Origin of the sequence: Streptomyces sp. NBC_00236 (genome assembly GCF_036195045.1) — a bacterium.
In the GTDB taxonomy this organism is placed as follows: domain Bacteria; phylum Actinomycetota; class Actinomycetes; order Streptomycetales; family Streptomycetaceae; genus Streptomyces.
The window spans coordinates 5,614,116-5,627,056 of the sequence record NZ_CP108100.1 but is presented as its reverse complement, the minus strand read 5'-3'; the positions used below and the strand labels follow the sequence as shown (position 1 = coordinate 5,627,056).

The following is a 12,941-nucleotide window of genomic DNA, read 5'->3' as shown; positions in this document are numbered from 1 at the left end:
GTGCCGCTCCGGCCACCGCGGCGACCGGCGAGGACGCCAATGCCTGTATCCCGCATTTCTGCGCCGCGGCGGCGCACAAGCCGCGAAAGACCGTCTAAATTGACTGCTTGTCGCATCAACAGCCTTACGAGGACGGTCATATGAGCGCCGACGCACCCGCCCCTGACGCCGCAGAGCTCCGGGCACGCATCGACACGACGAAGGCGCACCCGGCACGGGTCTATGACGTGTTCCTCGGCGGCAAGGACAACTACCCGGCCGACCGCGAGGCCGCGGCCATGGCCCTGGCCGCCAATCCCCGCGGGTACCTCACCGTGCGGCACAACCGGGACTTCATGCGGCGAGCCGTCACGCTCGCCGCGCAGGACGGCATCCGGCAGTTCCTGGACGTCGGGACCGGGCTGCCGACCCAGCAGAACGTGCACCAGATCGCCCAGGCGATCGCCCCCGACGCGCGCGTGGTGTACGCCGACAACGACCCCGTCGTTCTCGTCCACGCCCAGGCCCTGCTCACCAGCGGGCCCGAGGGCCACACCGACTACGTCGAGGCGGATCTGCGCGACCCCGACAGGATCCTCGAAGCGGCCCGCCGCACCCTCGACCTCGACCGGCCCGTCGCCCTCGTCCTCGCCGCCGTCCTCCACTTCATCGAGGACGAGGCGGCCTACCCGATCGTCAGACAGCTCCTCGACGCCCTGGCTCCCGGCAGCTATCTCGTCCTGAGCAATGTCAGCTCGGACCTCAACCCCGAGCAGGTCGGGCAGATCACGAAGTCGTTCAAGGAGCGCGGGTTCGCGATGGTCCGCCGCTCGCACGCGCAGGTCGAGCGGTTCGTGACGGACAACGGACTGGAGATGCTCGAACCCGGTGTTGTCCCGGTGCACCGCTGGCGGCCCGAGAAGGTCGTCGACCTGCCCGAGTCCCGGGACCCGGATCCTGAGTTCGTGGCGGGTCTGGACCCGCTGGACCGGACGCGCTACCAGGGCATCAACGACGTCACCGACGCCGACGTCAGTGTGTACGGGGTGATGGCCCGCAAGCGCTGACGTCCGCGACAGCGGATCCCGCTCACTCCAGGACGTGCCGGCCCTCCGGCTGCGCACTGCACGAGGCCTTGAAGGCACAGTGGGAGCAGTGCTGTCCGGTCGACGGGGTGAACCGTTCGTCCAGGACCCGGCCGGCGGCGGTCGCCAGGAGATCGGAGACCCACTCGGTCTCGGGCGGCTCCTGGGCCTGCACCTTGGGGACGGCGTCGCCGCCCTCCTTCTTGGGGGCGGGCTGGCGCAGCTGTACGAGTTCGGCGCCGCCGGATTCGGGGCGCGTGCCGTCGAAGACCTCGTCGACCGCGCCCGCCCGGACCGCCAGCTGGTACACGGCGAGCTGCGGGTGGCGGGCCACCTCGTCCTTCGTCGGGGACTGCTTGCCGGTCTTGAAGTCGACGACGTAGGCCCGTCCGTCGGCGTCGCGTTCGACGCGGTCCATGGAGCCCCGGATGCGCACCTCGTACTCCCCCGCCTCCAGCGTCACGTCGAAGTCGTGCTCGCTGGCGGCCGGCGTGCGGCCGGTGCGGTCCATGACGTGCCAGCGCAGGAAGCGTTCGAGGGCGACGCGGGCCTGCTGCTTCTCCTGCTGCGACTTCCAGGGCGCGTCGAAGACCAGCCCGTCCCAGACCGAGTCGAGCCGCTCCATGAGGACGGCCAGATCGGCGGGCGTCCGCCCGGAGGCCACCTCGTCGGCCAGGACGTGGACGACGTTGCCGAAGCCCTGCGCCGCGGTCGCCGGGGCGTCGGCCTTCACCTCACGGCCCAGGAACCACTGGAGCGCGCAGGTGTTGGCGAGCTGGTCGAGCGCGCTGCCGGACAGGGCGACGGGCTGGTCCCGGTCGCGCAGCGGGACGGCCGAGCGGGTCGGCTCGTCAAGGCCCCACCACCGGTAGGGGTGGGCCGACGGTACGAGCGGCTGCCCCTCGTCGTCGCTCAGGGCCGCGAGACGGGCGAGGCGGTGAGCGGCCTCCTCGCGCAGCGCGTCGGAGGCACCGGGGTCGACGGTGGTGGCGCGCAGCTCGGCGACGAGGGCGGCGACGGCGAGGGGCCGGCGTGGACGGCCGGTGACGTCGCGGGGTTCGACGCCGAGTTCGGTGAGGAAACGGGACGGCTGGTCGCCGTCGTCGGCGGGCGCCTTGACCGCCGTGACGATCAGGCGTTCGCGGGCGCGGGTCGCCGCCACGTAGAAGAGCCGGCGCTCCTCGGCGAGCAGAGCGCCGGGGGTAAGGGGTTCGGCGAGGCCGTCACGGCCGATCCGGTCCGCTTCGAGCAGCGAGCCTCGGCGCCGCAGGTCGGGCCAGAGGCCCTCCTGCACTCCGGCGACGACGACCAGGCGCCACTCCAGGCCCTTGGACCGGTGCGCGGTCATCAGCCGTACGGCGTCGGGCCGCACGGAGCGCCGGGAGAGGGTGTCGGCGGCGATGTCCTGGGCGTCGACCTCCTCCAGGAAGTTGAGCGCGCCCCGGCCCCCGGTGCGCTCCTCCGCGCGGGCCGCGGTGTCGAAGAGGGCGCAGACGGCGTCCAGGTCGCGGTCGGCGTTACGGCCGCCCGCGCCGCCGCGCAGCGCGGCGCGCTCCAGCCTGGACGGCCAGGGGGTGCCGGACCACAGCGCCCACAGGGCCTCCTCGGCGGTGCCGCCGGCTTCGAGGAGCTCGCGCGCCGTGCGCAGCAGCGCCCCGAGGCGCTGGGCACCGCGGGCGTACGCCGGGTCGTGCGTCACGAGCCGTTCCGGTTCGGCGAGCGCGCGGGCGAGGAGTTCGCCGGAGGGCGCGGGCACGCGGTTGCCCGCGGCGCGCTCCTCGTCGCGCAGGGCCCGGCCGAGCCGGCGCAGGTCGGCCGCGTCCATGGAGCCGAGGGGCGAGGCGAGGAGGGTGAGCGCCGTCTCGGTGTCGAGCCAGGGGGCTGGGGCGGAGGCGGGGGCGGGGGCGGAGGCCAGGGCCTGGGGTTCCGCCACCGCGTCCGCCGGGGCCGGGGCCTCCGGTTCCGCCGCGCCCTCGGCCGAAGCGCCCGCGTCCGCCGGGGCCGGGGTCACGGATTCCGCCACCGCGTCCGCCGGAGCCCGGGTCTCCGGTTCCGCCACCGCGTCCGCCGGGGCCGGGGCCACGGACTCCGCCACCGCGTCCGCCGGGTCCGGGGTCTCCGGTTCCGCCGTGCCCGCATCCGCGCCCCGGCGCAGCGCCGCCATGGCCACCGTGCGCAGGGCCGTCAGCAGCGGGGCCACCGCCGGTTCGTGGCGCAGGGGCAGGTCGTCGCCGTCGACCTCCAGCGGGACGCCCGCCGAGGTCAGGGCCCGGCGCACGGCGGGAATGGTGCGCCCGCCCGCCCTGACCAGGACCGCCATCTCGTGCCACGGCACCCCGTCCTCCAGATGCGCCCGGCGCAGCAGGTCCGCGATGTTGTCGAGCTCGGTGGATGCGGTCGGGTAGGTGTACGTCTCGACGCCGCCGCCCTCGCGGACCGCGCCGAGCTCCCGGTGGGCCCGCACCTTCGCCGACGGCAGCCGGGTGAGCGGCATCCGGCGGGTGAGCAGACGGGTCGCGGCGAGGAGCCGTTCGCCGGAGCGGCGCGACGTGGTGAGGACGCCGACCGGGGCCGGGTCGCCGTCCGCGCGCCGGAACACGTCCGGGAAGTCGAGGATGCCGTTCACGTCGGCGCCGCGGAAGGCGTAGATCGACTGGTCCGGGTCGCCGAACGCGATCAGGTTCCGCCCCCCGCCGCCGCCCGGAGCGCTCCCCCGGTTCCCGGCCAGCGCATGCAGCAGCCGCACCTGCGCCGGATCCGTGTCCTGGTACTCGTCGACGAACACGGTGTCGTAACTGCCGGCCAGCGGCCCCGCCACCTCGGGGCGCTCCGCGAGCAGCACGGCACGGTGGACGAGCTCCGCGTAGTCGAGCACCCCCTGGGCGTCCAGCACGTCCAGGTACTCGGCGAGGAACGCCGCGGCCGCACCCCAGTCGGGCCGACCGGTGCGCCGGGCGAAGTCGGCGAGGGCGTCCGGGCCGAGACCCAGCTCACGGCTGCGGGCGAGCACGGCACGCACCTCGTCGGCGAAGCCGCGCGTGGTCAGACAGGCCCGCAGTTCGTCGGGCCAGCGGATGTGGTCGTGGCCCTCCTTCTCCAGGTCGAGCTGGCCCGCCAGCAGATCGCGGACGGTGACGTCCTGTTCCGGTCCGGAGAGCAGCCGCAGCGGGTCCGCGAACAGATCGGCGTCCTGATGGGCGCGCACCAAGGCGTAACAGAAGGAGTGGAAGGTGGTGGCCTGCGGCCCGCGGACGGCGCCGAGCCTGGCGGCCATCCGGTCGCGCAGCTCGACGGCGGCCTTGCGGCTGAAGGTGAGGATCAGCATCCGGGCCGGGTCCGCGCCCCGGGCGACACGGGCGGCGACGGCTTCGACGAGCGTGGTGGTCTTGCCGGTCCCGGGCCCTGCGAGAACGAGCAGCGGGCCGCCGGCGTGGTCAACCACCGCCCGCTGCGCCGCGTCAAGGAGAGGGGGATCCACGGAGCCCGGCAGGGTACGCACCAGCCGGTACGCGCCCGTGGCTCTTCCCCTGCGCCCCGCAGGGCGTGGGGGGACCCCCTGCCCGCCCTGACGGTGCGGACTGTTCCGGGTGGTGGAGGAGGAGCTCACGTTGGGATCGCCGGTCCTGGTGGGTGTGCTGGGTGCGCTGGAGATGCTGGCTGTGCTGGCTGTGCTGGAGGTGAGGGCGCGGCGCGGACCGCGAACTGACGACGCTACTCCGGCGGGACCGCCGATTGGGGCCGGACGACTGCGTGGATCGTCACGTTCCGCCGGACTGAAGGACCGGTCATCGTCACCTTCCGCCCGGCGCAAGGACCCGGCATCGTCACCTTCCACCGCATGGAAGGACCCCTCATCGTCACCTTCCGCCCGGCGCAAGGACCCGGCACGGCCTCCGCTGCACGCTTCCTGTACGTCGTACGGGCCCGGCTCCACCCGATGTGCCACCGGATGGCCGAAGCTGTCAGGTGTGAGCTCCCCCGCCGCCGCCGTCGCCCCGCGTTTCCCCGCCGCCGTCGCCCTCCGCCCCCGCACCGCCGTCCCACCGTGCGCGCCGCATGTCCAGGCGCGGGACATGCCCCTCCGCGGACCGCGCGGCCTCGCGCAGCGGGGTGTTCTCCTCGCGGTAGTGATCCAGCGCACGCAGCTCGTGGCCGGGCAGCAGCGCCCCGTCGGCGCGCACCACACGCCACCACGGCACCGCGGACCCGTACAGCGCCATGACCCGGCCGACCTGGCGAGGTCCGCCGTCCCCCAGCCACTCCGCGACGTCGCCGTAGGTCATGACACGGCCGGGCGGGATCAGTTCGGCGACGTCGAGCACGCGCTCCGCGTACTCCGGCAACGCGTCGCTCGTCGGGTGTTCGCTCATCCGGCCCATCCTGCCGTACGCCACCGACAGCCCGGCCCGTTCCGTGTCCGGTCGCACACGGCGTGTGCGCGGGCGGAGGACGGAGCGTATCTTGCGCTTCGCGCGGCCCCGCATCGCACCCTGATGCCCCCCGCCGGCCGCGGGCCGTGCCACCATCATGCGGGCGGTGACCGGTGATACGAGAAGACGAAGACCAATCAGAGGCGACGAAGGAGCAGGGCGTGCAGCCACCGAAGGCGGCCGACGCCTCTGATGCCGAGCCGCGCCCCGAGGAGAGCGGACAGGAGCCCGAGACCGGCCCGCGGACACCCTCGGAGCACCTGGCCGGCTCGACCCTCTCGACCTCCGATGCGGCTCTGTCCGACCGTGTCTCGGGTGACGAACCCCTGCTCCCCGCCCGGGTGCACCGCCCCTCCGATCTGCTGCGGCTCCTCATCGGAGTCCTCGCGATCGTCGTGCTGTTCGCCGTCGCCGCGTTCGCCCACGGCACGACGGCCGGCCTTGAGGAGGACATCAACAAGGGCACCGGGCAGGCACCCGATCTGCTCATCAAGATCGCCGGTCTCGTCTCCAGCATCGCCGTGCTGCTCGTCCCCGTGGCCTTCGCCATCGAGCGGCTGATCAAGCGCGACGGGCTGCGGATCGCGGACGGCGTGCTGGCCGCCGTGCTCGCGCACGGGGTGACGCTCGCCACGGATCTGTGGGTGTCCAACTCCGCACCCGGCACCATTCAGGACGCCCTGACCCAGCCGCAGCCCGGTCAGGCGCTCACCGACCCCGTACACGGCTACCTCGCTCCCGTGATCGCCTATATGACGGCGGTCGGCATGGCGAGACGGCCGCGGTGGCGGGTCGTGCTGTGGGTGGTGCTGCTGCTCGACGCCTTCACCATGCTGGTGGGCGGGTACACGACCCCGCTCTCGATCATCCTCACGGTACTGATCGGCTGGACGGTCGCGTACGGCACGCTGTACGCGGTCGGCTCTCCGAACGTCCGGCCGACCGGCCAGCACCTGATGGCCGGCCTGCGCCACGTCGGCTTCCGGCCGGTCACCGCGATGCGGGCCGAGGACGCGCCCGACTCGGGCGACCAGAGCGACCGCGGGCGCCGCTACGTGGTCTCCCTGGAGGACGGGGCGCCGCTCGATGTGACGGTCGTGGACCGCGAACAGCAGGCGCAGGGCTTCTTCTACCGGGTGTGGCGCAGGCTCACCCTGCGCGGCATCACCCAGCGGCGTTCCATCCAGTCGCTGCGCCAGGCCCTGGAGCAGGAGGCGCTGCTCGCGTACGCGGCGATCGCCGCCGGTGCCAACGCCCCGAAACTGATCGCCACGTCCGAGCTCGGTCCGGACGCCGTGATGCTCGTGTACGAGCACATCGGCGGGCGCTCCCTGGACGCGCTGGAGGACTCCGAGATCACCGATGACCTGGTGCGCGGCGCCTGGCGTCAGGTGCAGGCGCTCCAGTCGCGGCGGATCGCGCACCGCAGGCTCACCGGTGACGCCATCCTGGTGGATCGTTCCGGCAAGGTGTTCGTCACGGATCTGCGCGGCGGCGAGATCGCGGCCGGTGATCTGGTGCTGCGGATGGACGTCGCCCAGCTGCTCACCACCACGGGCCTGCGCGTGGGTCCCGAGCGGGCGGTCGCGGCCGCACTGGCGGTGCTGGGGCCGGACGCCGTCGCGGACTGTCTGCCGCTGCTCCAGCCGATCGCGCTCAGCCGCTCCACCCGCGCCCATCTGCGCCGGCTGGCCCGGGAGCGTTCGCAGCGCGAGCGCGAGGCCGTGCTGGAGGCGTCGGACGCGGCGAAGCGGGCCCGGTCGCAGGATGCGGAGCCTGCCGAGGACGCCGGGCGCAAGAGCGACCGCAAGTCGCAGCGCACCGAGAAGCAGGCCGAGAAGCGGGCCAGGGACGACGCCATGGACGTGGCCCGCGAGGAGGACCTGCTCTCCCGGATCCGCCAGGAGGTGCTGCTGATCCGGCCGCAGGCGCCGGTCGAGCCGGTCCGTCTGGAGCGCATCAAGCCGCGCACCCTGTTCAGCTTCATCGCCGGTGCCATCGCCGCGTACTTCCTGATCTCGCAGGTCACCGAGGCCGACTTCGGTGCGGTGGTCGAGCAGGCGGAATGGGGCTGGGTGGCGGCGGCGCTCGGCTTCTCGGCGCTCAGTTACATCGCGGCGGCGATGAGCCTGCTGGGCTTCGTGCCGGAGCGGGTGCCGTTCGGCAGGACGGTGCTGGCGCAGGTCGCCGGCTCGTTCGTGAAGATCGTGGCCCCGGCCGCGGTGGGCGGGGTCGCGCTGAACACCCGGTTCCTCCAGCGGGCCGGTGTGCGTCCGGGGCTGGCGGTCGCGAGCGTCGGCGCCTCCCAGCTGTTCGGGCTGGGATGCCACATCCTGCTGCTGGCCGCGTTCGGCTATCTGACGGGTACGGAGAAGACGCCGTCCTCGCTCACCCCGTCCAGGACCGTGATCGCGGGGCTGCTGACGGTCGCCGTGCTGGTTCTGGTGGTGACGGCCATCCCGTTCATGCGCAAGTTCGTCGTGACACGGGTGCGGTCGCTGTTCGCCGGGGTCGTACCGCGCATGCTCGACGTCGTGCAGCGGCCGCAGAAGCTGCTCACCGGCATCGGCGGGATGCTGCTGCTGACCGGCGTGTTCGTGATGTGTCTGGACGCGTCGGTCCGGGCGTTCAGCGGTCCGGACACACCGCACCTGAGCTACGCGAGCATCGCGGTGGTCTTCCTCGCCGGCAACGCACTGGGCTCGGCGGCGCCGACCCCGGGCGGCATGGGCGCGGTCGAGGGCGCGCTGACCCTCGGCCTGATCGCGGTCGGCCTGCCGAAGGAGGTCGCGGCGCCGGCCGTGCTCCTGTACCGGCTGCTGACGCTGTGGCTGCCGGTGCTTCCCGGCTGGCTCGCCTTCAACCATCTGACGCGCAAGGGCGAGCTCTAGGGCGTGTGCCCGCAGCCGTCCACCCGCTTGGACCGGCGCCCCGTGCACCCCCCGCGGAGCCGCCGCACGATGGAGCGATGAGGACCTCCCCTGCCCTGCGCGCCGCGGCCCTCGCCGCCACCGTGACCGTGCTGCTTCCGCTCACCGGCTGTTCGGACGGGGGCGACAAGGAGAGCTCGCCCCACGCCGCCGCGGCCGCCGCGACGACCACGCCCGCCGACCTCGCCTCCCAGCAGCTGAAGTGGACACCGTGCCCGGCCCCGTCCCCGGCCCAGGGCGGCGGTTCCTCACCCTCCCCGCTGCCCGGCGGGGCCGTCTGGGAGTGCTCGTTCATGGAGGCCCCGCTCGACTACGCGGAGCCGGAGGGCGACACCATCGAGCTCGCGCTCATCCGCGCCGAGGCGATCGACGAGAAGAGGCGGATCGGTTCGCTCGTCTTCAACTTCGGCGGTCCCGGCGCCTCCGGTGTCGCCACCCTGCCCGCGTTCGGCACGGAGTACGACAAGCTCCGCACCCGGTACGACCTGGTGAGCTTCGACCCGCGCGGCGTGGGCCGCAGCGCGGGCGTGGAGTGCGAGGACGACGCGCAGCTGGACGCGCGGTACGAGGGCGACGGCACTCCGGACGACGCGGCGGAGGAGAAGGCGTTCACCGAGGACACGAAGACGTACGTGGCCGCCTGCGAGAAGAACTCCGGCAAGGAGCTCCCCTTCGTGGGGACGACGAACGCGGCCCGCGACATGGATCTGATGCGTCAGGTGCTCGGTGACGACAAGCTGTACTACTTCGGCATCTCGTACGGCACCGAACTGGGCGGCGTCTACGCTCACTTGTTCCCCGAGAACGTGGGCCGGTCGGTCCTGGACGCGGTGGTCGACCCGACCGAGGACGCGGAGCAGTCCTCCCTCGGACAGGCCGAGGGCTTCCAGCTCGCGCTGGACAACTTCGCCGAGGACTGCGCGGACCGGGGCGATGCCTGCAAGCTGCCCGGTTCCACCGCCGAGGAGGTCGAGCAGGGGGTGTCCGGACTTCTCGACCGGCTGGAGAAGAAGCCCGTACCGGGCATCGGTTCCCGGAAGCTGACGCAGACGCAGGCCACCACCGGCATCGCGGCGGCGCTCTACTCCAAGGAGACCTGGCCCCTGCTGGAGCAGGGCGTGGACGAGGCCGACGGCGGCAACGGCGCGCTGCTCCTCGCCCTCGCCGACTCCCTCAACGGGCGCTCCGAGGACGGCCACTACGACAACTCCGCCGCGGCCAACACCGCCATCAACTGCGCCGACTCCAAGGAGCGGTTCACCCTCGACGAGACCAAGGAGAAGCTCCCCGCGTTCCGCGACGCCTCACCGGTCTTCGGCGACTACCTCGGCTGGGGTCTGATGGCGTGCACCGGCTGGCCGGTGGCGGGCGCCTGGGACACCCCGGACGTCAGCGCCGAGGGCGCGGCCCCCGTCCTGGTCATCGGCAACACGGGCGACCCGGCGACCCCTTACGCGGGCGCGAAGGCGATGGCCGAGGAGCTCGGCGAGGGCGTCGGCGTGGAGATGACGTACAAGGGCGAGGGCCACGGCGCGTACAACAGCGGCAGCGCCTGTGTGCAGAAGGCGGTGGGCGGCTATCTGCTGGACGGCAAGGTGCCGGACGCCGGGACGGTCTGCGGATAGGCGGTCCCGGTGCGCACCTACCATGGGCGAACTGCCGGACGGGCAGGCACGACGGGGAGGGAACTGCACGTGGTCGCATACGTACGGGCCGGGGCGCTGGCCGCCGCCGCACTGCTGCTGACGGGGGTGCTCGCAGGATGCGAGGACGCCGCGGACGACAAGCCGGGCACACCGGCGGACGGCACCACGGCTTCGGCCGCCTCATCCTCCGCCGCCCCCTCGGCCGCCGTGAGCGGAGCGCCCCTGCCCGCCGCCCTCACCTCGCAGCGCCTGGACTGGAAGAGGTGCGAGGCACCCGAGGGCGGCAGCGCTCCGGGCTCGTCCTGGCGGTGTACGAAGGTCACGGTTCCGCTGGACTACGCGAAGCCGGACGGCGACACGATCGGGATCGCGCTCATCCGCAAGGAGGCCCGGGACAAGGACCGGCGGCTCGGCTCGATGCTGTTCAACTTCGGCGGGCCGGGCGGCTCGGGGGTCTCCACCCTGCCGCGCGCCGCCGGTTCGTACGGGTCGCTCAACACCCGCTACGACCTGGTGGGTTTCGATCCGCGCGGGGTGGCCGGGAGCGCCGGGGTGCGGTGCCGCACGGACCAGGAGCAGGAGACCTCGTACCGCAAGGTCGACATGACACCGGACACGGCGGCGGAGGAGGCGGCGTTCATGAAGGACGGCGCCGGGTTCGGCGCCGGCTGCGAGAGCCGCTCGGGCAAGGTCCTGCCGTTCGTCGGCACGACGAACGCCGCCCGGGACATGGACCTGATCCGCGAGGTCCTCGGCGACCGGAAGCTGACGTACTTCGGCTTCTCGTACGGCACCGAACTGGGCGGCACCTACGCGCACCTCTTCCCGAAGCACGTCGGGCGGACCGTCTTCGACGCCGTCGTCGACCCGACCGCGGACACCACGGGCCACGCCCGTAACCAGACGACCGGCTTCCAGCGGGCGCTGGAGAACTACCTCAAGGACCGCGGCCAGGACCCGGCGGCGGGCACCCGGCGCATCGCCGCCCTGCTGAAGCGGATCGACGCCAAGCCGCTGCCGACCGGCACGGGACGCGAGCTCAACGAGTCGCTGGCGATCACCGGCATCGTGCTGCCGCTCTACTCCAAGGACAACTGGCCGGTGCTCACCCAGGCCCTGGACGAGGCGGAGAGCGGCACCGGGTCCATGCTGCTGCAGCTCGCCGACTCGTACAACGGCCGGGACGAGAACGGCCACTACGACACCCAGAACCACTCGCAGCGGGCCATTTCCTGCGCGGACAGCAAGGCCAGGCCGACGGCGGCCGAGGCGAAGGCGCTGCTGCCCGAGTTCGGGAAGCTGTCGCCGGTCTTCGGCCCGTTCCTGGCCTGGGACACCGCGGGCTGGTGCGCCGACTGGCCGGTGGCGGGCGAGCACGACACCCCGGAGGCGAGCGCCCCGGGCGCCGGTCCGATCCTGGTCGTGGGCACGACGGGCGACCCCGCCACGCCGTACGAGGGTGCGCGGAAGATGGCGGACGAGCTGGGCGAGGGCGTCGGCGTCCTGCTCACCAACAAGGGTGAGGGGCACGGCGCCTACGGCGGGAACAGCTGTGTGACGTCGACGGTGGACGCGTACTTCCTGGACGGGAAGGTGCCGGCCGACGGCAAGACCTGTTCGTAGCGCCGCCGTGTGCGCGACGAAGGGGCCGGTCCGCGTGGCGCGGACCGGCCCCTTCGTCGCGTTCAGCCTTTAGTACACCGGCTTCTCGGGCTCGATCTGGTTGACCCAGCCGATCACGCCGCCGCCGACGTGCACCGAGTCGGCGAAGCCCGCCGACTTGAGGACCGCGAGGACCTCGGCACTGCGGACACCGGTCTTGCAGTGCAGCACGATGCGCTTGTCCTGCGGGAGGTCCTGGAGGGCGTTGCCCATCAGGAACTCGTTCTTCGGGATCAGCTTCGCGCCGGGGATCGAGACGATCTCGTACTCGTTCGGCTCGCGGACGTCGATGATCTCGATCTTCTCGTCCGCGTCGATCCACTCCTTGAGCTGCTTGGGAGTGATCGTGGAGCCGAGCGCCGCCTCCTGGGCCTCCTCGGACACGACGCCGCAGAAGGCCTCGTAGTCGATGAGCTCGGTGACGGTCGGGTTCTCGCCGCAGACCGCGCAGTCGGGGTCCTTGCGGACCTTTACCTGGCGGTACTGCATCTCCAGCGCGTCGTAGATCATCAGCCGGCCGACCAGCGGGTCGCCGATGCCGGCGAGCAGCTTGATGGCCTCGGTGACCTGGATGGAGCCGACGGACGCGCAGAGCACGCCCAGGACACCGCCCTCGGCGCAGGACGGAACCATGCCGGGGGGCGGCGGCTCCGGGTAGAGGCAGCGGTAGCAGGGACCGTGCTCGGACCAGAAGACGGACGCCTGTCCGTCGAACCGGTAGATCGAGCCCCAGACGTACGGCTTGTTCAGCAGGACCGCGGCGTCGTTGACGAGATAGCGGGTGGCGAAGTTGTCCGTGCCGTCCACGATCAGGTCGTACTGGGCGAAGATCTCCATCACGTTCTCGGCTTCGAGCCGTTCCTCGTGAAGGATCACGTTCACCAGGGGGTTGATCCCCTGCACGCTTTCCTTGGCCGACACGGCCTTGGACTTGCCGATGTCGGCCTGGCTGTGGATGATCTGGCGTTGCAGGTTCGACTCGTCGACCTCGTCGAACTCCACGATGCCGAGCGTTCCGACACCGGCGGCGGCCAGGTACATCAGGGCCGGCGAGCCGAGACCGCCGGCGCCCACACAGAGCACCTTCGCGTTCTTCAGCCGCTTCTGTCCGTCCATCCCGACATCCGGGATGATCAGGTGGCGGGAGTACCTGCGGACCTCGTCGACGGTGAGCTCAGCAGCTGGCTCGACCAGGGGTGGCAGCGACAC

Annotated in this window: 7 protein-coding genes; 4 read left to right on the top strand and 3 right to left on the bottom strand. The window is 72.5% G+C overall.

The annotated features are described in order from the left end of the window. Window positions 1-140: 140 nt before the first annotated feature. Complete coding sequence (locus OG446_RS25505; RefSeq protein ID WP_328896220.1) at window positions 141-1,046, top strand: SAM-dependent methyltransferase; 906 nt, start codon at window positions 141-143, stop codon at window positions 1,044-1,046. Between the two features lie 22 nt (window positions 1,047-1,068). On the opposite strand, the gene OG446_RS25500 is transcribed toward OG446_RS25505, so the two are convergent. Together OG446_RS25500 and OG446_RS25495 are read right to left on the bottom strand one after the other, a co-directional pair. Continuing rightward, window positions 1,069-4,671: an ATP-dependent helicase gene (locus tag OG446_RS25500; RefSeq protein WP_443050230.1), complete on the bottom strand. Its 3,603-nt coding sequence runs from the start codon at window positions 4,669-4,671 to the stop codon at window positions 1,069-1,071. Window positions 4,672-5,026: 355 nt separating this feature from the next. Beyond that, window positions 5,027-5,434: an MGMT family protein gene (locus OG446_RS25495; protein ID WP_328896218.1), complete on the bottom strand. Its 408-nt coding sequence runs from the start codon at window positions 5,432-5,434 to the stop codon at window positions 5,027-5,029. Between the two features lie 221 nt (window positions 5,435-5,655). Between OG446_RS25495 and OG446_RS25490 the strand changes: the two genes are divergently transcribed. The 3 genes from OG446_RS25490 to OG446_RS25480 all read left to right on the top strand — a co-directional run bounded on the left by OG446_RS25490 (window position 5,656) and on the right by OG446_RS25480 (window position 11,693). Then, complete coding sequence (locus OG446_RS25490; protein ID WP_328896217.1) at window positions 5,656-8,385, top strand: lysylphosphatidylglycerol synthase domain-containing protein; 2,730 nt, start codon at window positions 5,656-5,658, stop codon at window positions 8,383-8,385. A 77-nt stretch (window positions 8,386-8,462) separates the two neighbouring features. Continuing rightward, window positions 8,463-10,049, top strand: coding sequence for an alpha/beta hydrolase (locus OG446_RS25485; RefSeq protein WP_328896216.1), 1,587 nt, complete (start codon window positions 8,463-8,465; stop codon window positions 10,047-10,049). A gap of 69 nt (window positions 10,050-10,118) precedes the next feature. Then, window positions 10,119-11,693 (top strand): alpha/beta hydrolase, encoded by a 1,575-nt coding sequence (locus tag OG446_RS25480; RefSeq protein WP_328896215.1) that lies wholly within the window; start codon window positions 10,119-10,121, stop codon window positions 11,691-11,693. 69 nt (window positions 11,694-11,762) lie between these two features. Here OG446_RS25480 and moeZ read toward each other — a convergent pair whose 3' ends face one another. Next, the gene (gene moeZ / locus OG446_RS25475) at window positions 11,763-12,941 is read right to left on the bottom strand and encodes an adenylyltransferase/sulfurtransferase MoeZ (RefSeq protein ID WP_328896214.1); all 1,179 of its coding nucleotides are present in this window, start codon (window positions 12,939-12,941) and stop codon (window positions 11,763-11,765) included.

What these genes read in the sequence shown, in the direction of transcription:
- OG446_RS25505 (WP_328896220.1), top strand. Translation starts at nt 141, where the DNA reads ATGAGCGCCGACGCACCCGCCCCTGACGCCGCAGAGCTCCGGGCACGC.
- OG446_RS25485 (WP_328896216.1), top strand. Translation starts at nt 8,463, where the DNA reads ATGAGGACCTCCCCTGCCCTGCGCGCCGCGGCCCTCGCCGCCACCGTG.
- OG446_RS25495 (WP_328896218.1), bottom strand. Translation starts at nt 5,434, where the DNA reads ATGAGCGAACACCCGACGAGCGACGCGTTGCCGGAGTACGCGGAGCGC.